Source organism: Halocatena marina (assembly GCF_023276375.1).
Lineage (GTDB): Archaea > Halobacteriota > Halobacteria > Halobacteriales > Haloarculaceae > Halocatena > Halocatena marina.
Genome location: NZ_JALLPK010000001.1, coordinates 1,614,856 through 1,638,109 on the forward strand (window position 1 = coordinate 1,614,856; position 23,254 = coordinate 1,638,109).

The 23,254-nt window shown below is 53.4% G+C and carries 20 protein-coding genes and 1 pseudogene; 14 read left to right on the plus strand and 7 right to left on the minus strand.

Going from position 1 to position 23,254, the window contains the following annotated elements:
* Positions 1-120 precede the first annotated feature (120 nt).
* The 6 genes and pseudogenes from MW898_RS07360 (at position 121) to MW898_RS07380 (ending at position 3,897) form a co-directional block, all read left to right on the plus strand.
* The gene (locus MW898_RS07360; protein WP_248905859.1) at positions 121-741 is read left to right on the plus strand and encodes a GNAT family N-acetyltransferase; all 621 of its coding nucleotides are present in this window, start codon (positions 121-123) and stop codon (positions 739-741) included.
* Positions 738-1,070: a hypothetical protein gene (locus tag MW898_RS07365; RefSeq protein ID WP_248905860.1), complete on the plus strand. Its 333-nt coding sequence runs from the start codon at positions 738-740 to the stop codon at positions 1,068-1,070. Before MW898_RS07360 ends, MW898_RS07365 begins: the two co-directional genes overlap by 4 nt.
* Positions 1,067-1,765: an HAD family hydrolase gene (locus tag MW898_RS07370; RefSeq protein WP_248905861.1), complete on the plus strand. Its 699-nt coding sequence runs from the start codon at positions 1,067-1,069 to the stop codon at positions 1,763-1,765. Before MW898_RS07365 ends, MW898_RS07370 begins: the two co-directional genes overlap by 4 nt.
* Before the next feature lie 244 nt (positions 1,766-2,009).
* A complete protein-coding gene (locus MW898_RS25575; protein ID WP_264383132.1) occupies positions 2,010-2,144 on the plus strand; it encodes a hypothetical protein in 135 nt (44 codons plus the stop codon).
* A 119-nt stretch (positions 2,145-2,263) separates the two neighbouring features.
* Positions 2,264-2,795: pseudogene (locus tag MW898_RS07375) on the plus strand (transposase); the annotation flags it as partial.
* Between the two features lie 421 nt (positions 2,796-3,216).
* Positions 3,217-3,897 (plus strand): cyclase family protein, encoded by a 681-nt coding sequence (locus tag MW898_RS07380; protein ID WP_248905862.1) that lies wholly within the window; start codon positions 3,217-3,219, stop codon positions 3,895-3,897.
* Between the two features lie 89 nt (positions 3,898-3,986).
* Here MW898_RS07380 and MW898_RS07385 read toward each other — a convergent pair whose 3' ends face one another.
* Positions 3,987-4,787 carry a Rossmann-like domain-containing protein gene (locus MW898_RS07385; protein WP_248905863.1) on the minus strand — a complete coding sequence of 267 codons (801 nt, stop codon included), beginning with the start codon at positions 4,785-4,787 and terminating at the stop codon, positions 3,987-3,989.
* Between the two features lie 299 nt (positions 4,788-5,086).
* Here MW898_RS07385 and MW898_RS07390 point away from each other — a divergent pair, with 299 nt between their 5' ends.
* Positions 5,087-5,383, plus strand: coding sequence for a hypothetical protein (locus tag MW898_RS07390; protein WP_248905864.1), 297 nt, complete (start codon positions 5,087-5,089; stop codon positions 5,381-5,383).
* 482 nt (positions 5,384-5,865) lie between these two features.
* Complete coding sequence (locus MW898_RS07395; RefSeq protein ID WP_373689880.1) at positions 5,866-6,894, plus strand: SPFH domain-containing protein; 1,029 nt, start codon at positions 5,866-5,868, stop codon at positions 6,892-6,894.
* Positions 6,895-7,038: 144 nt separating this feature from the next.
* Here the strand turns inward: MW898_RS07395 and MW898_RS07400 are convergent, their stop codons facing one another.
* Positions 7,039-7,545: an outer membrane protein assembly factor BamB family protein gene (locus MW898_RS07400; protein WP_248905867.1), complete on the minus strand. Its 507-nt coding sequence runs from the start codon at positions 7,543-7,545 to the stop codon at positions 7,039-7,041.
* Positions 7,546-7,911: 366 nt separating this feature from the next.
* On the opposite strand from MW898_RS07400, the gene MW898_RS07405 reads away from it, so the two are divergent.
* Positions 7,912-9,081: an AI-2E family transporter gene (locus MW898_RS07405; RefSeq protein WP_248905869.1), complete on the plus strand. Its 1,170-nt coding sequence runs from the start codon at positions 7,912-7,914 to the stop codon at positions 9,079-9,081.
* Positions 9,082-9,192: 111 nt separating this feature from the next.
* On the opposite strand, the gene MW898_RS07410 is transcribed toward MW898_RS07405, so the two are convergent.
* Entirely contained in the window at positions 9,193-10,476 is a 1,284-nt protein-coding gene (locus MW898_RS07410) for a TIGR00341 family protein (protein ID WP_248905871.1), read from the minus strand.
* A gap of 255 nt (positions 10,477-10,731) precedes the next feature.
* Entirely contained in the window at positions 10,732-11,175 is a 444-nt protein-coding gene (locus MW898_RS07415) for a universal stress protein (protein ID WP_248905872.1), read from the minus strand.
* Between the two features lie 266 nt (positions 11,176-11,441).
* Between MW898_RS07415 and MW898_RS07420 the strand changes: the two genes are divergently transcribed.
* Complete coding sequence (locus MW898_RS07420; RefSeq protein ID WP_248905873.1) at positions 11,442-12,437, plus strand: universal stress protein; 996 nt, start codon at positions 11,442-11,444, stop codon at positions 12,435-12,437.
* A 201-nt stretch (positions 12,438-12,638) separates the two neighbouring features.
* Here the strand turns inward: MW898_RS07420 and MW898_RS07425 are convergent, their stop codons facing one another.
* Entirely contained in the window at positions 12,639-17,801 is a 5,163-nt protein-coding gene (locus MW898_RS07425; RefSeq protein ID WP_248905874.1) for a S8 family serine peptidase, read from the minus strand.
* A gap of 459 nt (positions 17,802-18,260) precedes the next feature.
* Here MW898_RS07425 and MW898_RS07430 point away from each other — a divergent pair, with 459 nt between their 5' ends.
* The 3 genes from MW898_RS07430 (at position 18,261) to MW898_RS07440 (ending at position 19,915) form a co-directional block, all read left to right on the plus strand.
* Positions 18,261-18,431 (plus strand): glycine zipper domain-containing protein, encoded by a 171-nt coding sequence (locus MW898_RS07430; RefSeq protein ID WP_248905875.1) that lies wholly within the window; start codon positions 18,261-18,263, stop codon positions 18,429-18,431.
* Positions 18,432-18,587: 156 nt separating this feature from the next.
* Positions 18,588-19,253, plus strand: a complete 666-nt coding sequence (locus tag MW898_RS07435) for an HTH domain-containing protein (RefSeq protein WP_248905876.1) — start codon at positions 18,588-18,590, stop codon at positions 19,251-19,253.
* Positions 19,254-19,483: 230 nt separating this feature from the next.
* Positions 19,484-19,915, plus strand: a complete 432-nt coding sequence (locus MW898_RS07440) for an ester cyclase (RefSeq protein WP_248905877.1) — start codon at positions 19,484-19,486, stop codon at positions 19,913-19,915.
* 119 nt (positions 19,916-20,034) lie between these two features.
* On the opposite strand, the gene MW898_RS07445 is transcribed toward MW898_RS07440, so the two are convergent.
* Both MW898_RS07445 and MW898_RS07450 read right to left on the minus strand, forming a co-directional pair.
* Positions 20,035-21,453, minus strand: a complete 1,419-nt coding sequence (locus tag MW898_RS07445; protein WP_248905878.1) for an FAD-binding oxidoreductase — start codon at positions 21,451-21,453, stop codon at positions 20,035-20,037.
* A 312-nt stretch (positions 21,454-21,765) separates the two neighbouring features.
* Positions 21,766-23,016, minus strand: coding sequence for an MFS transporter (locus MW898_RS07450; RefSeq protein WP_248905880.1), 1,251 nt, complete (start codon positions 23,014-23,016; stop codon positions 21,766-21,768).
* Positions 23,017-23,040: 24 nt separating this feature from the next.
* On the opposite strand from MW898_RS07450, the gene MW898_RS07455 reads away from it, so the two are divergent.
* On the plus strand, positions 23,041-23,253 hold the full coding sequence (locus MW898_RS07455) for a hypothetical protein (protein ID WP_248905881.1): 213 nt from the start codon (positions 23,041-23,043) through the stop codon (positions 23,251-23,253).
* Position 23,254: the final 1 nt, after the last annotated feature.

Below are 23,254 nucleotides of genomic sequence, written 5' to 3' on the forward strand. Positions count from 1 at the left end.
CTAATAGATACACCCGTTTGGAGGCGAGCAACGAGAATCGACTCGTTACACCAAGAATGGGAAGACAATTTCTCCAAATGAATTTACCGAGTCTCTACACACGTTCTAACGGAAATATACATGCCAGGACACATCTTCTTGGAAGGGACAGATGTCGCCCTTCGAGTGATAGAACAGACTGACCGAGACCATACGATTCTCGGTTGGGTCCGGAACAACCCTGCGTTTCGACATAGCCTCGGTTTTAATGCGCCATGGCCGCGTTCGAAAGTTCAAGAGTTCGTCGAATCCATCATCGCGGACGAATCAAGCATCAACTTCTTCATCTGTCTGTGCGATGAGGAGTGCTCTCAAGATCGGCAGGTGAATATAAGCGAAAGTAAAGGTACAGAGCTGAAGCATTTCGGAGTTGATGCATCCATTGCTGGCACGGTGAATCTGTTTGACGTTGACGACACGTCGGGGACACTCAGCTACTGGCTCTTTAAAACACACAGGGGAAATGGGTACGCGACGGAAGCAGTGTCGCTACTACTGGAATACGCGTTCAACGAACGTGGCCTCCACAGGGTAGATGCCGAAGTGTTCGAAGGAAATAACTCGTCTGAACGGCTCCTTGACCGATTCGGGTTTGTCCACGAAGGCACTGCCCGTGACGCTCACTTCACACGAGGGGAGTTTAGGGACACGTACCAGTTCGGCTTGCTGGCACCCGAATGGGCTGACCGGGAGGAACTATGAAGAAAAACGACACCGAACCGGACCCAACCGTCAACGGTGTCGCCGTCAACCGGTTCGAAACAGCTACTCCGATCGACCGGCTCATAGAATCGCGGTGTAAGCGACGACTGGAGAGTTGGTGTCCGACGCGTTACTGGGTGTTACTCTCGCGTGGTAGGCTCGACGGCGTCTACTGCTACCACCCTGACCGTGAGGAACAACGACTCGGAGAACTCTTCACCGCCGAAAATGGGCTGTTCCCCGCCAACAGAACGGACGTATACGTCGCGGCGACAACGGCGGAACTGAGAGAGAATTCACTCAGCTGTATCTCGGAGGTACGCGTATGAGAAGTCACGTCTCCCAACGTGGGTACGAGGCGGTTATTTTTGACCTCGACAGAACCCTCGTCGAGCATGATCAAGATCCCGCAACCCTGTTCGACGCTGCGTGTTCCGCAACCGGCATAGAACCGTTCTGTCAGCCCGAAACCCTTGAACTTGCGGCCGAAGTCGTTCGAGAAGGGTCAGAAGAGTTGGATGCCGTAAGCTACGAACGCCGCGTGTTTGCAACCGCGGCCGCGGCCACTGATACCGATGTCCCCGCCAGTGAACTCGTTCAAGCGTACAACGACGTCCTAGACAATCAGGCGGTGTCCCTTCGCCCCGGTGCCGACACTGCCATCGAATCGACAGCGGACCTCGCCACTGCTATCGTGACGAACGGTTCGGAAAACACGCACACGACTAAACTCCAGGCGGTTGGACTGACAAAGCACTTCGACACGGTCATCTTTGGAACCGACGTGCCGCAGGTAAAACCGGCGAGTGATCCGTTCGAACTGGCCTTAGACCGACTGCGAGTAGAGCCCAGCAGGGTTCTGAAAGTCGGTGACTCTCTCTTTAGGGACGTCAAAGGCGCGAACAAGCTCGGTCTCGATACCGCCTGGATCCCCTTCGACGACAGACGCCGAGGTGTGAACGATCCGGAGCCAACATACACGCTGTCGTCCCTAGCAGATCTTCCTAAGATACTCTCGTCGTGATTGCTTTGGCGGAGAGGTCTGGGGAAGCCGTGCTACTGGCGTGGAACGCTCCGAAGATGCCGTTACCGGGAGTGTAGCGTCCTCGGTCACATCTCTTCAGAAAGCCTGTAGTTGTGATTAGCGGTTTCAATGGATAGAGGAGTGTAAGATAGAGAGTGCGTATCTATGATTTTTCAGTTTCCAATGAAGATAAGGAGGATATAATAATAAATAAATTTTTACGCTTATCGAATAGATCTCAGATATGTACCGTCCGTCACGCCGTACCCTCCTTGGTGGTCTCATCGCCACGTCTGTCGGAGGAAGTGGCTGTGCTCTGAACGACTCGGAGTCTGCACCATTTACTCCCGAACAACTAGTGTTGCGGATCGCCAGTTAACAAACACGAGCGTTCGATATTCGAATCACGCGTTCCGAGAACGAATTGTTTTTGGAGACCTACAATTTAGCCCCACCAGCTTCCGATGATAGTACGTTAGGGAACAGCCGTACAGTCCCCTCACCGATAGGGAGATAGCGAGCCGATGCTATCTCGCTGACAATCAATGGCGGCGAAGCGGGCTCTCGTATATCGTGTCCAAGCGAATGCAGACTAGTGAACGATCACAGGCGAAGCGGCTGCTCAAGCGGGGGAGAGACCGCAACGAGACGGATCGGAAACTCCATCTCGCGATAATGAGTGGCACGAGACGACGCTGATCTACCACCGGAAAGAGAACTCTGAACACGATGACCACTGACAGAACTCGGTATTCATGTTCAACTGAGGCGTGGCATCCTCAGAGAGTATGGCTATCGCTGGGAGATCAAGAGTGGGTACAGGTCGATCAAACGATTCATGGCCGCGACGACGTCCAAGGATTTCGGACTCCGCTTCTTCTACTTCGCGTTCGCGTGGCTGCTCTACTCGATTTGGCGGGCGGTTGATCTGCTCGTTCAGGTCGAATTGACTGGGGAATACGAGCACGCACCGATTGTGACGGCCGATAATACGCTGACGCTGCTGAAGAAGGAAACTGAAATCGGGTAGTGAGGCACTCTGTTCGGGTTAGCCCGGCGTCCGAGTGGAAACGCTGCCAGCAGTCGCCGAAATTTGGCTATATGATTGATAGTGCAACAAGATCGCCCGCCTGAAGAGTAATCTGAACCAGTTCCTGCCTGCCGATTCGGCCAAATATAGGCATTACATACTCTCTATACCAGGTGTAGTTTCAACTCCCATATTGATGCGTTACGAAAAGTGTAGTTATCGTTATGACTGGCTTGCAGTAGCTCCCGTTTCTGTCTCTACCGATCAGAACATCGGATCAACAGTCAGAACGAGACAGAGATACGTGCGTTTCTGGAACAACAGTCATCAGCTACGTGGCCACACAAATAGTCCGTACGGTCGTCTGTGAACGGCGTTTTTTGGATCTATATTTATATTTGACCTCTCTCGTACTCTGCTCATGGTCGAATTCGTCGATCTGACACACACGTTTCGGGACGGAATGCCAGGGTTTCGATTACACGACGCAGACGGAAGCTACACGGAGTATACAGCAGCAATTGAGCCGTTTCTCACTCACGAGGACGCCCGACCGAAATTCGATGGCCGGTGTTCGTTCGAAATCACTGAGATGCAATTTCAGACATCAGTTGGGACGTATCTCGATTCCCCTGCACACCGGTATGCTGGCGAAAAAGATATCGCGGAACTTGACCTGTCCGAACTAATCAACGAGGGGATCGTTATCGATGTCAGAGGAAGGGATCCATACGAAGCTATCAGTGAATCGGTGCTTCCAGCCGGTGTTGATCTCTCTGGGATGGCAGTACTGTTTAATTTCGGCTGGGATTCCCACTGGGGGACAGCGGACTACCGGGAGTATCCGTACATCTCAGAATCACTCATCGACCGGCTCCTTGTAGAGAACGTCGCACTCGTCGGCGTCGACACGATCAATATTGACGATGATCGGAACCTCGATCGACCTGCACACACGAAACTCTTGGCTGAAGACGTTCTCATCGTAGAGAATTTGTGCCAGTTAGATGCACTTTCCGACAGAGCGTTCCGATTGTATACGATCCCAATCAAAGCCACCGACACGGTCGCGATGCCAATCCGGGCGTTCGCCGAGTGTTAGGCCGTCGTCAAATACGCGACTGATTTCTCAGATTTCGAGATGCCAGTGTTTCGCGTCACGTTTGCAGTGTCTGGATTTGTAGAAACGCGCTATCTGCGCATATCGAGTCCGGGCAGTGAGTAGTCAGCTGCGACGTACACTTTGTCGAGACCAGAATTGTGCAGATCGGTCCCGCACGCGCCAGCACGAATACCTCTCCGGACGCTATCAGCATCAGTTACCTGCGCACCAGCGAGCATCGTGACACCTGTCTCGAATGCCGGACCAGGGAGAAACGAAGCCGTTGCCCCGATCAAGACAACCGTTGGGACCGTTTCAGCGGCGTGCAAATATGTGTCAACCCCGCCGTAAATGAGCGACGATCCAGTTACAAACAGAATCTCGACGCTGTCGATTGCTTCCTCGTGCTCATCGGGTCCGAACATCGAGACCGAAACACCCGATGGTGAATCGACCTCTTCGATTGGCTCGCGCTCTACGACACGCACCTCGCGTGCGTCGAAGTTCTTGAGTGCAGGCTGGAACAGTCCGATGGTTCCGATAACGTCCGCACCGTCGATGGCTGCCATCGGATCGCCGACCCGCCAGTTCAGTTCCGGGACTGACAGGGCATTCAGCGCTGCGATTCCCGCAGCCTTCGCTACCGTGCCGGTCGGCGATGATATCGCCCATTCCGCGAGCGCCAATCCGTCCATTCCTTCAACATCGTTGCAGGAATCGCCTGGGGGACGGTGTGCAGCACCCGCAACGCGACCAGCTGTTACCGTATCGAGTTCTACGAGGAGCAGGCGCTCGCCGATAGTCAGACGGTAGACAGTTGCTTCGCGTGCCGTCGGAGTCGGGCGCAGGCGGTTCAACACGTGGTGGAGGAGTTCTGTTTGGTCGGTCATGGTTTGGAACGACGTTCGTCGGGTTCCGTGTACAGTTCCCGCGCATCCGATATGTGCTCGTTGGGATATTCTCTGGATATCTTGGCACTGTCTCAACAGTAGAAATAGTATGTCTCTCTTCCGTGTTCGACTGTGAATAGTGATTTTGTAGTGATGTCTCCGCTCAACAGACAGCGACTTTCGCGGCCTATTCCTCCTGCGTCCTGCTGTTGGACGCGCACATCCCATACAATGATCTCACAGCTGATGCGGTGAGTGTCTGACGGAGGTTTTTATAGTAGAGGGTGTTAGTAAATACTATGCCATGTGCCGAGCACACATCACAGCGGTGTGAGCTCCGTGTCGCTGCCGATCTGCTCGCCACCCTCGATGAGCGTTTGATCGAACACCTCGCTGTCGACGCGTCTCGCACGTTCGTGCTCTACCGCGAGGCGATTCTCGATCTCACAGTCCGTGACGGGGATCTGTCCGCAGCCCGCGTATTCACTGTCGATGTACAGGGGTTCGCGGCACGGGTAACAGATCCCAATCCCACAGCTGTTTTATCTGATTTCTGTCACGACATCGAAGCAGCGATCGATACCGTCCGGGGCTAATCACCTGTGTCCCGCGATTCGCCAACGAACCATTGATAGACGTCATGCACGATAGTATCCAGTAACACCGACGAGACCCGACGAATGACGGCTGCTCTCTGAGTCGGGCTGTTTGGCGTTGGTCACACCGAAACGCTCCATCTTCAGTCGATATCAGTAAGAGATGGTATTTCTGTCGTTGCCGCTGTGGAACGGTCGAAGTGATTCTCATTCAAGCAACGCAACACGGGTGCGACTGGCGCACGGAGTGTAGACGTGGCACAAACAGAGTAGGTAATCATAAGGACTCGTCTGGTCGTTGACCGTACTGAATCAGTCCTCCTTTGTCGACCGATGTAGTTGTATTGTTAACACTTACCAATACAGAGATCTAACTCTTCTGTATGGTGGGACACATCCCACTTCAAGCGATTCCGGAGATAAGTATCGCTACGGCAATTGGCGTCGTCATACTCGCAATAGCCACTGTTACGGTTTGGCAGATGGTTGAAATGGTCGATGCGTACAACCGGGAAGCACTGACCGTTTTCGGTGAGTATCGAGAGATTCTCGAACCGGGAATCAACTTCATCCCGCCGTTCGTCAGCAAGACGTACACGTTCGATATGCGGACACAGACGATCGACGTCCCGCGTCAGGAGGCGATCACACGAGACAACTCGCCGGTGACAGCCGATGCCGTCGTCTATATCCGCGTGATGAATGCGAAGAAGGCGTTTCTCGAAGTTCATGACTACATGAGAGCTGTGTCGAACCTCGCGCAGACGACGCTGCGGGCAGTGTTGGGTGACATGGAACTGGACGACACGCTGAACAAACGCCAAGAGATCAACGCGAAAATCCGAAAAGAATTGGACGAACCAACCGACGAATGGGGCATCCGTGTCGAGAGCGTCGAGGTGCGCGAAGTCAATCCTTCGATGGAGGTGCAGCAGGCGATGGAGCAACAGACGAGTGCCGAGCGTCGTCGCCGAGCGATGATTCTCGAAGCACAGGGTGAACGACGGAGTGCAATTGAGCGAGCCGAAGGGAACAAGCGATCGAATATCATTCGCGCGGAAGGCGAGAAACGCTCTCTGATCCTCGAAGCACAGGGGAATGCCATCTCCACAGTGCTGCGAGCGAAATCAGCCGAATCAATGGGCGAGCGCGCCGTCATCGACAAAGGAATGGAAACGCTCCGTGAGATCGGACAGAACGATTCCACGACGTTCGTGCTTCCACAAGAATTGTCGTCGACGCTTGGCCGATATGGTAAGCATCTCACTGGCAGTGATGTCCGTGAGGATGGCGAGTCCCTAGAGAGCTTGGTATTCGATCAAGAAACCCGCGACCTGCTCGGTCTCGATGACATCGAAACTATCGTTGCCGGTCCCAACGGTGGAGCAGCCAGCGAGGAAAGCACCAAGAGAGAGGACCGATCAATCGAACAGGCTGTCGAAGACGCGTCCATCAAAAACGCAGACGAGGTCATCGAGGAGATGGATTCAGTAGCGGGAGCAAACGAATAACGAACACGAGACGACCGAAGAACCAGTTCCTGAATTGGATGGGGACTGCAGACGATGTCTGTCATCTCGTCTCGGCAGCAGACGAGGAGCGACTGTGATGAACGCCATGCGCTGTTCGTTTCCGGTTCGTTCAAGTAAGGAGTACTATTCTCGATTCAGTTCTGTTGACCAGAGTTCAGTTCCGTCAGGTGCAATCGCACGCACTCTGTCTTGAGCTACGTTATAAAGTCGTCCAGCAATGTAGATGAGACGCTCTCTGTTATTTCGAGAACGGTGCCATCGTTTTCGACCATCGGTCGCGTTCAAGGCTGTAAGCCTTGCTTCGCTCCGAACGAATACGGTGTCATCGCTGACGACGAGCGACTGTAAATTCGAGCTGCTTACGGCATACGTCCATGCACGTACTGGGTTGTGTCGTGGTGGTGTTGCAAACGGATTATGGCGTGTTCGAGCGTAATTGTAATCTCTCATTGGCCACTGTCCGGGAGATAGATGCCAATCGGCGGCGATCGGTCGCTCGAATGTTCCGAGTCGGAACGCTTCGAGACGAGCTTGGAGCGTCGCACAACCAGCTATCGAGCTGCTTATCGAAAGCGTAGCAACGGTAAGTAGCTTCCGTCGATTCAGTGCTGTTGATCGTTTAGAAGGCATTTCTCTCACTCTCGCCTCTTATTTCATTCTATTTTTCTGTGAGTTTTGAACGTTTAACAATTCACACCATCCCGGTTGGTGCTTCGAAAGCTCGTGATCGTCCGATAATGGACACCCACCACAGACTGAACGCGGTCCAAAGAAACCCAAACGGGAATGGTATCAAGATCAAACTGGATGAGCCAGTACAATTCTCTTTGAAGCACCCAGAAGATGCCTCGGTATGAGTATCTCATAGTGGAATAACGTTTTTCGAAGGCAGTTTCCGACCGACAGATTCTGACTGCAGAGTTCGCCCAAAGTGTGTGCTTTCAGCGGCAACGCTAACGGCATGGATGCTGTATGGTATCACATAGGTGTGAGAGAATGGCTTCAAAACCTACACAGATCCACATTGAGCGACCGAATCTAAAATGGTGGGTGGCTGGCCTGATCGTGTTCGGCATAATCGCCTCCGTCGCGTACGCGTTCCTACCGTGGGTCGTGTTCGGCGTGTTTGTTTATTACGTTGCGAGGCCGATTAACCGTCGTTTCCGGAAGCAGACTGAGAGAAAGAACCTCTCAGCCGCGCTCTCGCTGCTTCTCATCGTTGTGCCGGTTGTGCTTTTCCTGGGCGTGTTTTTCTCGATCGCCGCTGGGCAACTGTCCACGTTCGTAACCTCTGATACAGCGACGCGACTTCTCGCACAGTCACCGATTAACATGGGTACTGTCCCGGATACTCCGAATCAGCTAATCGACAGGGCGACCACAACAATCAAAAATCCGTCGGTACAATCGGCACTCGGCGACGCCCAAGCCTTCATTGGTGCTATCGCATCTTCGATTTTCATGATGTTTCTCTCATTACTGCTGGGGTTTTTCCTCCTCGTCGAGGATCAGCGTCTCGCTCGGTGGGGCAAAAAGCAGATACTCGGAGACGATACGCTGTCGATTGATTATCTCGAGGCGGTCGACACGGGGTTGAACTCAATCTACTTCGGATATACGCTGACTATCTTCGTCATCATGATCCTGACCGCGGTCATCTACAACGTGTTCAATCTCTTTGCACCGGGAAATCTCGTTATTCCAGCGGCAATACTACTGGCGGTTGTTACCGGCGTTTTCACGCTCGTTCCGTTGGTTGGCCGCTCCGTCGTCTACCTCGCTATTACTGCGTTCCTCGCACTGGGGGCAATTCAGAGAAACCCAGCGTATCTCTGGTATCCACTCGTGTTCTTCCTATTCATGACGCTAGCATTCGACAATGTCGTCCGAACTTATATTCGACCGTATCTCTCTGGGAAAATGTTTCACTTCTCCCTCGTCATGTTCGCTTATTTGCTCGGTCCTCTCCTGTTTGGATGGTACGGAATCTTTCTTGGACCGCTGCTGATGGTGGTCGTTGTCCAGTTCCTTCAAATCGTCGTCCCCCAACTTCGTGGTGAGGAACCGCCATCCGATCTCGACATCGGGCCGACGGCTCAAGAGACAGACGATGATTTCAAAGACACCACGACAGGAGACGAAGCTACTGGGGGAGGGAGTAGATGACGAGGCTACACCCCTGATTTCATTGTGTCGTATAGAGCCAACGAATCCAAATCCATTCTGAACAAACGACACAAGCCATAGCACACAATATCGTTTTCTATACAAACACTCTCAGGTTGAGCTCTGTCCTCGCACAAATTCGACATCAACGACGATATCTTCGCCTGTCATTTTCGTCAGACGGTCATCAATCCGTTGTGCAACATCTGGTGGGAACTGTGCACTCGGTCCATGCGCCACGACGACGGTAACATCAGCTGGTTCACCGAAAAGTACGTCATCAAGTTTGTAGTCAACAGTGACTTCTTCGAATTCCAGCTCACCAAACTGACCGTCGTCGAACATTGCCTTTACCTTTGTGTTTGCACTGGTCTCAACAGTTCCAACTTCGAATGACGCCCAAGTGACGGCACCGAGGACGATCGACAACAGGACGAGGCCGATAATAATGGTCGTGATGCGGATTCGAACTGCTCTGAGTGCCTGTGAGGCGTGCTCGCCTTTCTCGGGTCGGTAGCCAGCGATCCACAACAGGACAAGTGCTGCGAGATTGATAGCGAACAGATTCACCAGTACGAGGACGCCTGCGGTGAGGAAGACACCGGGATGTCCCCACGTGAGGCCAAGTCCTGCGGTCGCGGCAGGAGGAATGAGTGCTACTGCGATGGCGACTCCAACGAGCGGCGACCCAGATCCCCGGATGACACTCACGGCACCGGCAACGCCCGATCCGAGCGCGAGGAAGAGAGAGAGGAAGTTCGGTGAGGTTCGTTCGAGGACCTGCGGAATTGTCCGAATATCGATCGGAGGTAACAGGAACGTCTCTTTCAACAGCAGGCCAAGAGTGGCAGCCGTCATCACTGTGGCGAGCAGGCCGGTTACCTGTAGTGTCACACCACGCGATGTCATATCAGAGTCCGCAAGAACTGCCCCAACGCTGGCAGAGATGGCCGGTCCCATCAGTGGCGCAATAACCATCGCTCCGATAATGGTTGCTGCCGAATTGAGAAGCAGTCCTGTCGTTGCGATGAGCGTGCTCACCACCAAAAAAATAAAAAATGTCGAGGATTCGGGCGCGAGATCCTCGGCATGCGCAACGAGTTCATCACGAGAGATACGGTAGCCCTGGTACCGGTTTTTCAATGCCCCGATCCGCTCGGAGATGACCGTCTCTGTCGACATGACGATGGTGTAGGATTCTTCTTTGATGCCTGCTGCGTACAAATTATCGAGAACGGGTTCGACGCCAGACTCGGGGACCGGAAAAGAGACGAGCGCTTCGAAGTCGCCACGACCAGTCTCCTCCCAGACAGCATAATCAATTCCCTCATCGTCGAGCACTGCAAGAATGTCTGTTCGACCACCCTCCGGAATGAGTACCTGGACGAGACGCATGTAGACAGTACGTCCCTCTCGAATATAGCCTGTTATTTATATGGCCTCTACCTTTACAGGAGAATTATAATTTTCACCGACAACGATACCAACACCTTCATGAAACTACAATAGGTCGATCATACGATTGCCGCATTGGATTTCAGCTAATATCCAGCTTACGCAAGGTCGCATCCGACGCTCTATGCTGTTTGTCCGTCACAACTCCTTGAACTATTAGCGTCGCCGTCACGTTCTGAATGACTGATTCGTCGTTTATTCGCTGTCCTCATCCTCGACGCGAACAATATGTACTGGGATAGAGGTACGGCGGATGACGGTTTCGGTAACACTTCCGAGAAGGAGCCGATCGAGCCCTGATCTGCCGTGAGTGCCCATGACGATGCAGTCGATGTCATTTGTATCGGCGTACTTGATGATCCAGTCAGCGGGTGGTCCCTCTTCGACAGCCGTAACAGCCTCTACGTTCGATCGAGTAGCCTGCTTGGCGACCGATTCGACGGCACGTTCACTCTCTGATTCGAGTGCTTCGTGGAGACCAACCCATTCTGCGTCCGGGATTGTTCCAAAGCGCCGGTCATCGACCACTGATAGCACGTGAATCGTTGCGTCGGTGACGTGGGCAAGGTCGATGCCTTCCTCAATTGCAGCTTCAACCCCTTCGCTTCCGTCGGTTGGGATCAAGATTGTATCGTACATGTACTTACCTCAGATCCGGTAGTAGAGACTCTGTCTGCGAACGTGCTAAGAGTTATGTTAACTCATAACACATTACTTATCTGATATATGTGAATAACTAGTAACAATGGGAGAAACACAAATGATAATACGTAAGCATATAGTTAGTGTATTGTATCAAAACACGTCTTATTCCGTTATCATCTCAAATTTTATTCGGAGGTAACGGGAGAAACGGCATTATATCCGGGAGCTGTAGCTTCCAATTGAAGATGAGTTGATTGAGCATGCAACCTCCATACTCCGGAAACGGCCAGAGTGACGCACGCATTTTCGATAAGATAATCAAGTCGTCTCCTATCAGTGCTATTTCAGAATCGAACCGATACCGTCTTCTCCTCCCTCTTTTGGAGAAGAATAATGATGAGACGAATGAGCGACTCCTTCGTGTCGGGGTGACGATCGCGAGTCAGTGGGCCGGTGAAGTGCTCATCACGTGTGTTGTTCGCGTGCCAGATCAGACGCCGTACGAAGCGTTTTCAGCAGACAAGTTGTTGATGCGAACGGCGCGTAGACGGACAGAACGCCTCGTAGAACAGGCACAAGAGTTCGCACCGACACGAGGGATGATCTGTCTCACACACAACGAACGACGAGCAATTACCAATATCATCGATCGGTACGATTGCCACGGAACGCTGCTGAAAGTACATAGCGACCACTCGCAACGACGACGATTGCTCAGCGGTGCGACCGTCGAGAAAATCATAGTACGAGCACCGTCAGACGTGTTCGTCTTGAAGCTCATCGAAGCAGACGAGCGACCAAAACGTCTCCTCGTCGCTGTGAGCGGTGGCCCCCACTCCGGATTGGCAGCCGAAACGGCACGCGCAATTGCTCGAGAGTCGGGTTCATCAATCGATATCGTCCATGTCCTTACCGAAGATGCCACCGAGAGTCAACGAAATGAAGGCAAGCACATTCTCGATGCCGCTGCACAAATCGTGGACGGTGTCGACGTCGAGAGAAAGATCGTCACCGGTCAGAGCGTCGCAACGGCGATTATCGATCAGTCGGATTCGTACGACATGACGATCCTCGGCTCACCGGCGAAAGGACTTCTCAAACAGTTCATCTTTGGTTCTATCCCTAATTCTGTGAACCGAGGCGTCAAGCAACCGGTGTTGATGACAAAACACGGTTCGAAGAACAATCGATCGGGTTTCTATCGCTGGCTCCGGGAGAAGAAATCGATCCACGAGAGTAAAGTAGAGTTTCAATAGCTGATAAGCACCCGTACATACAAACAAATCGCAACGATCGAGTACGGAGTGAGGATGGAGTGTCAGCGGCGCGTACGACCATCGAGGATATGCAAATCCATAAACAGACGATTAACCGATAGTTGATCATCAAACTGATTGGTGGGGCCACACCCACGGATCAAGTAAAATAATATACAACCGACGTCCCGAGTTCCGAGATCAGATGAGTCGGGCCCGCTCACTCGGTGATAGTGGGAGTCGGTGATTGCTGCCATCACTTGAGTCACTACGTTCGCCCGCGAAGACAGGCGCCGGGGGCGCTCCGTTGTGGAACGCAGGTGGCGATATGGTGTTCTCAAACACCGGTGCCGGTGGAATAGACGCCTGTTGACTGCTGTTTGCGATGGTAACTGTCACTGGCTGGGTTACGACTTCTTGCAGAGTAGAGACGGCGGATTCGTAATCCCCCGGCGCTGCATCCGCTGCGATCTGATACGTGAACTCGACTGTCGTGCTCTCGCCGCCAGCGAGTGTGACCTGCTGTGGTACGGCACTCGGTTGGAAGTTACCCAGCATCTCCTGTGTGCCGAACGTTTCGAGATCGTACTCACTGACCGTCGACGCTTCCATGAAGAAGTAGTAGATGGACTGGGTCCCCTGTTCATCACCGGTGTTGGTAATGGTTGCCTCAACAGTGATCTCCTCGCCAGGACTGGCCACAGAAGGACTAGTCAAGTTCGACACGGCAAAGTACGCCGGTTCTGGTTCGCCGCTCTGGACGGTGGTGTTCGTCAGTTGCTGGTCATCGTCGCTTACGATGCCGTGCTCGTAGGTGCGCTCGTCGTCCGGCACTATGTACGTGAACTCGACCGTTGCGTTCTCGTCAGGACCGAGGGTCATCTCGGTCGTGTTCTCAGTCGTATTGTTGAACACATACGCGATATCTTGCGTACCGGTTGCGTTTCCAGTGTTCGCAATCGTCGCGTTGACCGCTATCTCCTCTCCGGGAGCGGCTTCAGTCGGTGCAGAGAGGTTAGACACCGAGTAGTTTGCCTCATCAGGATCTTCCGCAGCCGCAATCGTGATGAACGTCGATTTGATCTCGTCGGCAGAGATACCGTGTTCGTACGCTCCTGGTTCTCTCTCTTCCGAAATTTGATAGGAGAACGTTACGGTCGTGCTCTCTCCGCCGTCGAGTGTTACCTCTTTGAACAGATCAGATGTGGCATCGATCATATTCCCACCGAAATCAGTGCCCGGTGGGAAGTAGAAGACTGTACGAGTGTCTTGCTGTTCGCCGATGTTCGTGATCGTCGCGCTCACGTTGACCGTATCGCCCTGTACTGCGGTGTCGGGCGCACTCAGGTTCGATACTTCGAAGAACGTTCCAAGAGTGAGGTTCTGCGTGCTCGTCTCGTTCGCATCGACTTCCACGAAGGTGATATCCGATGCGTCGTAGCCGTCCGCTTTCGCTCGAAGCGCGTACGTACCACGGTCGAGACCCTCTATCTCGTAGTGTCCGCTCTCGTTGGTTGTCACATTGAACGCGCCCTGATCGGCGTCGACAACGTTCGCACCCGCGAGAGGGACGCCCGCAGCGTTTGTCACAGTGCCCGTGATGGTACCGTCGCGCGGAGTGATTTCGAAGTCAACGCCCGTGATTTCCTCACCGGGGGCGACCGTGACAACCTGCTCGGGTTGGTAGTCCGATGGCGTGTCGAGGACGTTCACGACGTAATTACCGCTTGGCACCGAAAGCGTATACGTACCGTTCTCGTCGGTTTTCGTCTCGTAGACGGTTCCGTCGTTGTCCTCAGCGGCAACAGTAACGTTCGCAACCGGATCGCCGGTGTCGCTAGCAGTGACCGTACCGCTCATCGATCCGTTCATCGGCGTGAGTTCGAAGCCGACAGTTGCGGTGTCGTTCGTCGGTACGTCGACTGAGTCGGTTACAGTACTGTACCCATCGGCTGACACCGTGACGTTGTGTGTGACGGCAGGTACGTCCACGATTCGGTACGTTCCGTTTGCGCCAGTCACAGCGGTGAAGTTGCCGTCACCTTCGATATCAATCGTCGCGCCTTCGATGGGGGTGTCTGTGACTGCGTCGGTGACAGTGCCGTTGACGGTGCCACGGTCGACATCGATGGTCACCGGTGTAGTGGCAGTGTCGTCCTCGGAACTGACGGTATGGAGCCAGTCAGCCGAAATATCCAGATCATCACCGACTGTGTGCGTGAACTCGACGGATTCAGTGTCTCCCGGAGCAAGCGTGACGTTCTCCGAAGTGTTCTGCTGAGTCACATCGGTCGTACCAGCCGAGCCACTGACGTGCGTTACGCTGTTTGCAAGAATTTTGTTCGCCGCATCGGTCATATCTGGGTTTTCGACAAAGGGCTCTCGACCGAGCGAGGATGCAAGGACCGTCGAATTAGCAGCATCGACGCCGAGGGCCGGACCGCCTTGGCCCGTATTCTGAGCACCGACGGTGGCGATGGCCTGACCACCGTAGCTGCTGAACCAACTGCGATCGGCGTAGCTCGCGGTGTGAATGTCTACCGTCTCGCCCGATTCAGCAACTCCGTCGAAGATCGGGTGGTCCTGCGTGACGGTGTAGTAGACGGGGGAAGCACCGTCATCAGCGTCATTAGTGCTGGCCGGATTGCCGGTCGCATCAGCCAATTCAGGAATGGCGTCACTCCCAGATCCCCAGCCATCGAGCCAGACGACACCGGTCTGTTGACCGTTGGTCGCCTCGACGAACGCCTGAACGTCAAGTTCAGACGGATTGAGGTCCTGTATCACGAACGTGTCGTATTCGTTGACCGCCTCCATCGCGTTTTGGTCTTCGACCAGCGTGACGTTGTATCGGTCAGAGAGTTCCTCACGGAGTGTTGAAACGACTTGGTCACCAAATCCTTCCTCAGAGTCGACGACAGCAACCTCGGTATTGTCTTGCATCAGATCGTACGTCACTGTCTGTTCGCCGGTCGCATTACCAGTGTTCTCGACTGAAGCAGAGACGTTGATCGTCTCACCGACCGAAGCCTCAGAGGGAGCATCGGTGATCTCGACATCAAAGAACGCTTCGAGCACCGTGATGGTGGCCGACATCGAATCATCGTCGGTACCGACGCTGTGTTCGTAGGTGCCTGCGCTTACTCCGTCCGTCTCGATATCCTCAAACACGACAGTGGTGCTCTCACCGGGAGCAAGCGTTACGTTCGTTGTTTGCTCAACTCCTCCATCGAAGCGGTACTCGACGGTTTGGGTACCCACGCTGTTACCCGTGTTTGTAATTGTCGCGTTTGCGTCGAACGCCTCGCCCTGCTCGATCTCGGTGGCTGCATGCAGGTTAGAGACTTCGAAGTTCGCACCGAGAACGGTGAGTTCGTCAGTTGCAGAATCGTCTTCGCTGAACACCCCGAGATGGTACTCGCCTGCGCCGATCTCCGAGGTGTCGATTTCGAACGTGACTGTGGTTTCGTGTGGTCGGTCAACTGGATTGTCGATCCCTGCGGGTGCCATGTCAACCGTTTCGTTCGCGACCGGTACGCTGTCTCCGAGATCACTTTCGTTTTCGGCAGCGTGGAGCGATATCTCTTGGATCGCACCCGCATCGCCGGGATTTTCGAGATCGACAGTGACGTTGATCATCTCATCATTACTGACCTCGTCGGGCACAGAGAGGTTCGACACCACGATTTTGCCCTCAGAAAGCGTGTCCTGAACCTTCCGCTGGAGCAGGTTCAGATCCTCGGTGGTGACTGCACCGTCCCGGTTCATGTCCGCGAGATTCTCGTTGAACGACTCGGGGACTTCGCCGTAGAGGTACTGCTGCATCAGTTGGACATCTTCGACGTTGACCGCATCGTTCTCGTTGACGTCGCCGAGTTCGAACTGCGGTGCAACAGTAGCGACCTGCTCTGTCGCGTTGTACACGTCGATGATACCCATTCCGTAGCGGGTATCCTTTTGCTCTGTAGGTTCCTCCCAATCATCGGGCTTCCACGCTGTCTTGTTGAGTGCCTGCTGGATCTCAGAGACGGTGAGATCCGGGTTCGCCGAATGAACCAACGCGACTGCGCCTGCGACGTGTGGGGTGGCCATGGAGGTGCCCGAAAGTGTCTGATAGCTCCCACCAGGTTCAGCACTCAGGACGTCGACGCCAGGCGCAGAGACGTTCGGTTTAACGAACGTATCGGGCCACGCTGCTGGAGGATTATCCCAGTTGCTCGTATCGATGACTCCACCGCTGGAGAATTCTGCAATCTCACCGTTCGCATTCGAAGCCCCGATGCTGAAGGTTCTAAAGTCGTTACCGGGTGATCCCACACAGCCCTCGCCTGAGTTCCCGGCCGCAGCGACAAAGCTCGTCCCGGATGCCTTGGTGTTCTCGACCACAGGAATCCACGCCTGCGAGTAGACGGGTCCAAAGAGACCACAGCCCGCACCGAGGCTGAGACTCGCCACATCGGCCCCCTCGCCAACTGCCCACTGGACACCACCGATGACTTGTTCAGAGGTCCCGCTCCCCCCGGGGATAACCATTCCGTGCATCAACTGAACGTCAGGTGCGACGCCGATTGCGGTACCACTTGCATCGCCGCCAGCGATAGTGCCGCTGACGTGCGTGCCGTGATAGGCGCTATCGCGTGGCTCGGAGTCAGGGATTGGTTCCCCATTCTCATCAATTTCGGCCCACCCACCGGGATAGGTCGGATCAGACGCGTTTTCGGTGTAGAGATCGAGATCTGGATGATCGATGTCGACGCCGGTGTCGAGCACTGCGACTTTGGTGTCTTCGCCGCGCGTGTCGAACTCGCTCCAAACCTCGGTCGCGTTGATCTGGTCCAGACCGTAGGTAGTGTTAGTTTCGGCGGATTGTGCGTCCATCGACTGCACGCTGTCGTTTGTCTTGCTTGATGTTGGGGTCGACAGGGTGCGACTCTTGACGACTGCCTTGACACCGTCAATCGCAGCGAGCGACCGAACGTCGGTCTGATCGGTATCGATAACAACTGAGACGATGTTTGCGATCCAGAACCTGTTCGTGACCGTGACGCTCTGTAAATCGTCCGCAGCCGTCGTTACAGACGGCTGTGTTGACGAAGCGTGCGATTTGAGCGTTTTAATTATTTCGTCACGGCCTGCTTTCTGATCAATAGATGCCTGATCGAGAACGAGGAGTGCACGCGTTTTCCCTTTCGTTTCTTTCAGGGCTGGATCGATCGTTGCCTCCGATTGAACCTGAGTTGGGGACTGGCCGAGGCTGTCGCTTCGCTCGGACTGTAACTCATCTAATCCGAAATCGGAGTGCTGTTGTGCAACACCGATGCTCGTGTCGATACTACTGTCTCCCACCTGCTGTTGCGCTACCACTGACCCAGTGAAGGGCACAACTATGGAAAGCGTAACAACAAACGCGAAAACAACCGCCAGAAGTCGTCTTCTTTGTTTGTGTGTCATTATTTCAGTTCATATTCCACCCGTATATCATTGATACATTATCTAATACCAATAATTGTAGATGGCCAATGCATTACTCATTTACTGAATTATTAAACTTTATGATTTTTAGTTATATCAACATTAATATGGAGAATGAATATGGATACGCAAGTAGTAGTATTGAGGTCAATATGAAATGCCGATATAGCCGATCGATTGTACAGTAATCCAGCTTGACAATGTAACGCCAACCCGCAGACAGGAAATGACAGAAATCACGCCGGTGGCTGGACGAATGTAAATATTATATTTCTAATTGATTTTATTCTGGATTTTCATATGCGTGGCAAATAGATAACAGTTATATCGATACCAATTGTTGGTATCAGTATGGCTGCGACGGTAACAGAAACAATTCGAGGCGGCAACATGGGTGTATGGACAGCGATTGGCGTCGGAACAGGGGCCGCCGTTGGGGTAGCAACGGGTGATCTCGCTCTGTGGAGCGCAGTCGGTATTGCTAGTGGCGTTGCCTTGGGCTCGATCTCGGATCGAAGCTAGACAATCGTCTCTTCTATTCAGGAAGGCAATAAAGCGAATTGTATTCGTCTGATTCATCGCTGATGTTATTATTCATTGGAACGTATAGATATAGTAACAAGATCTATACAGTGTGCGTTAGCAGCTTCTAGTATTCTACCGTGAAGTGATGTACGCATGCCCGATCGGACAGACCTCACCGTCGTCTGTTATGCCCGCACGATGTACCTCGCAGAGCCGGTCGACAGCTGTCTCACGACGCTCCGACAGTGTGCCACAACAGGGACGATCGATGCGCTGTTGTTCCGTGAATGGCCACCCACTATCCAGCTTTCAGATGATGGCCCGACTAGCGAACCGCGCGAAGCGATTCAGCGATTTCGTGCGTGGGCCACACGAGAAGATGTTCGTCTTTACCTATCATTTGACGAGATGACCCTTCGATCGACGATTGTTGACGAGCAGCGGACTGTCTTGCGTCCACCGGTAGTGTGTCTGGCGTTTTACGTTGCGGGCGAGTTGGCCGCGGTCTATCCGCACACGAATGGTGATCGTACACACCACATCTTGACAGTGATCGAGACCTTACGGAACGGGGAACTTCCACCGCGAGTAGCAACCTTCGCTTCTCACGAGCCGGTTCTGCTCCGAACGTGTCCACAGTGTAATGATACCTGCCCGACGGGACACGGCATCTACGCTTGTCGCTCCTGCCGGTGGGTCGCTGGCACTACAGCGACTGGCAGCTATCGACGCTTCCCCACGATTGAGGCGCAGTGGGACTCTGATTCCGGCTCCCTCCCCTCAGACGTTGGCACGTCTCCACCACACAGAAAGCGGTGACATATCACTGAAGTCGGTCCTGGACGAGTCGGTCACGAACACCTCTCGCCCTATTCATCTGATCAACTGAAGAGCACAACTGAACGAAACGTTCGTACTCTTTCACAATCACAGATACATTTATCAACTTTCTAGTTTTGAATTGTCCAACAAACATAACAAAATATAGTCATAGATAAACCTGTGTTTATAGTGATGTATGGCATACATTTGTACTTGGGGTGGAAAATATGTCACAGACATCAGAGAACACAGAGATTGTTCGAAAATTCGTAGAGCAAGCGTTCAATAACGGAGATCTCGGTGCTGCCGACGAGTACATTGCCGCAGATTTTGTTCGGCACGACCCTGCCGCCGAAGACATTCGTGGACGAGATGAATATAAAGAATTCATCGAGATGAACAGAGATGCGTTCCCCGACTACCACGAAAACATCGAGAGCATCATTGCACAGGATGACACGGTGATGTATCGGTGGAAATTACACGGCACACAGAAGGGCGAGATTATGGGGGTCGAGCCAACTGGAAACGAAGTTGAGGTTACCGGAATGATTGAAATGCGCCTCGAAGACGGAGAGATCACCGAGCTGTGGGGTGATTTCGATGCATTGGGAATGCTCGAACAGCTCGACGCGATTCCCGAACAAGTCGCCGAGTAACCCTCTGTCTACGATAACGTCTCGCTATTATTCAATATCAGTCATATGAGAGAAACGTGGTAGAAAGTGCCTCTGAACCTCAATCGCTCCGTCTATCGTCTGCGGTTGTCCCTTTGTCATCAGATTAATTTCGCATCTGTTTCGTCATCAGATCCACTCGTGAGCGGGACGATCTTCCCCGGATTCAGGATTCCTTTCGGATCGATCGTTTGTTTGATGGCACGCATGAGTTCAACCGCCGTCTCGCCGTGTTCGAGTTCCATGAATTTCCGCTTGCCGACGCCGATTCCGTGTTCACCAGTGATGGTCCCATCGAGGTCGAGGGCACGTTTGATGAGTTCGGCGTAGGCTTCCAGAGCACGGGCTGCCTCCTCTGTATCGTCGTAGTCCGCCAGCACGAGGTAGTGGAGATTTCCGTCGCCTGCGTGGCCAAAGCAGGGGACGAAAAGATCGTACTCTTCGGCAACGGTCTTGACCGCAGCGATCATCTCAGGATATCGCCCGATGGGGACGGTCACGTCACCCGGGGGACCGAGGCCGAGATCAGGATCGAACGACTCGGCGGCGTAGGTAATATCCTTGCGCGCCTGCCAGAGGCGTTCCATCTCCGCACCAGAGGCTATCGTTAGATGTTCCATCTCGTGGGCGTTGAAGATACTCCGACAGAAATCAATCTCTTCGTCGATTCCGTGGTCTGCATGAAATTCGAGGAAGATCATCGGTTTCTCCGGTAGTTCAGTATCCGAGTAGTCGTTGGCCAACACAGCAGTCTGATCGTCAATGAGTTCGATCTTAGCGACATCGACGCCGGCGGTAATCGCATCGGAGATGGCTTCGGTAGCATCGGTCAGCGTCGGAAAAACTGCTCGTCCACCCTTGATCTGCTCGGGGCGTCCAGCGAGCTGTAGCGTCGCTCGTGTGATGATACCTAATGTCCCCTCACTACCAATGAGCAACTCCTTGATATTGTAGCCGCTCGATGTTTTGGCTGCTTTGCTTCCAACGTTTATCACCGATCCATCGGCTAACACGACCGTCAGTTCGAGCACCCAATCGGCGACTTCTCCATACTTGACGGTCTGTTGGCCGGATGCGTCGGTCGCGATCATTCCGCCAATTGTCGAAATCGAACCGGATGAGGGCAACGGTGGAAAAAATAGCCCGTAGCGTTCGAGAGCTTCGTTGACATCATCGCCAATAACGCCAGCTTCTACCTCTATCTGAAGATCGTTAGGCCCGATCTCGACGATTGAATCCATCTGTGTCGTGTCGAGACTGATGCCACCCTCAATCGGTGTCGCGTTGGCTTCTAATCCTGTTCCCGCGGCGTAGGGTGTGACTGGCACTCCACGATCGTTGGCGGCCGCAACGACCCGTGAGACGTCTGTGGTTGACTCTGCGAAGACGACAGCGTCTGGTTCGACTTCGTCCGTTTCGCTTGTCCCGAAATCACCGGCGTGATTCTCTCGATCGGATTGACTCCACGAAATATCTCCATCCAGATCGAGATTGTCGAGAAATGAACAATCATGTGTCATATGTTATACAGGGCCGTTCAACGTTATTAAACCCAATGTTGCATCACTGTCTGTTCAGTGAATGACTGCTTTCCCGGCTACTGAGTTGCGGGAGCAGCTCTTACCAACAGCAGATGACACGTCTGTTACATATTAACTACTGGTGATCGGTTTGTTACCGAACCATTCCGATCGTTACTGAGTCAGTTGTGATACGAACGGCCGACGCAAGAAAGGTCTGTTTGTACACTGTTCTCTGACCGCCCAACAGCGGAGGCGACGAAGATCAAGAGTGAGACAGGGCGAAAAAGCCGAGGATTTTCAGTTGACGTTTCAAATTCGGTACATCGCAAGAAATGCAAGAGCACCGATTGCACTCACACCAGCTACCAACGGAAACGCTGCACCCAAGCCAAACTGCTCAGCAGCAACACCGAACAACAAAGGTCCTATCGCGCCACCAAGCGACCCCGCTGTGAGCATCACACCAAACAAGCTCCCACTGAACGCTTGCTCGGAGTACTGTGACGTGATGGCATTCATAGCGGGCAGCGCTGCCCACAGCACGACACCGAGAATGAAAAACCACACGAAGAGGGCAATGAGGACTAACGGAACGAGAGTTGTCGTGCCCAGTACGACCGTTGAGATAGCCATTGCCACGAAACCGAGCGTTCGTCGATCCATGGTGTCTGCGAGAGAGCCGCCCCCAAGCGAGGAGACACCCGCACCGACGAGCATGACGAAGAATATCCCATTGGCGACCGCGGCAGTCGTTCCCACGTGCTCAACGAGGTAGGACGTCACAAAGGTGCGAACCGCACCAATCTCTGTAGCGATGGTAAGGTTAGCAAGAAATAATACCGCAACCCAGCGTTCGAGTGGTACCGACCCGAACATGCTGTGATCGGACCACGACGTTCCGCTTTCAGCACTGCTGTGTGCCTCATCTTTTCCGTCAGTGCCGCCGTCAGGTTTGGCTGTGGCTGCGTTGTCTGGCTCTACGTCATGGAAAACAATCAAAAAGATGACTGCATAGACCACACCCACCGCTGCGCTCACCGTGAGAGCGAACCGCCAGTCGAAGAGTGCTGCGAGACCGCCTACGAGCGCCGGCGCAAGGGCAGTTCCCACGACGCCACCGAGTCCATGAATTCCCATCGCTTTCCCCTCGGTGTCACCACGCTCTAAATCACTAATGAGCGACATCCCCGTTGGGTGATAGGTGCTTCCGCCGATGCCAGCGAGAGCCTCGGCGGCAACGAGTGTCCAATAGTTCTGTGCCCCGGCGGCAACGAGAATCCCCGCCGCTAGCACGATCATCCCTGCAGCGAGAAGCCACCGTTGACCAATCCGGTCTGCCAGAATTCCTGCTGGTAACTGAAATATCGAATATGTGGCAAAGAAGATGGTGAGAAGCGCTCCAGCCTCGCCGTACGAAATCGAAAAGTCGTTCACCAGTAACGGCAGGATTGGAGGGAGTGCAACACTGTAGAATTCGTTGACAGCGTGCGCGACCGTAATGAGCCAGACTTCGCGGGGATTCGAGACAGATACGATCCGTGAGATGAACGAACGCGACACAAGTACACTTCTATCGTATAGACAATGAGAGTTGTCGTTACGGATGGATTAGCACCGTTACTGGTCGACAATACAGAACACGTTCTTGACCACCCACTCCTTCTGGAAGGAAAATTCAGTTTCGATGGTCTCGTTCCATCGGAAACGTGTTTTCAAACAGTCGAACTTCGGTTCGCGGACGTTCAATTACGAGCAATAGCAACCCGAACTGCCCTCACTGATATTCAGGACGAGTAAC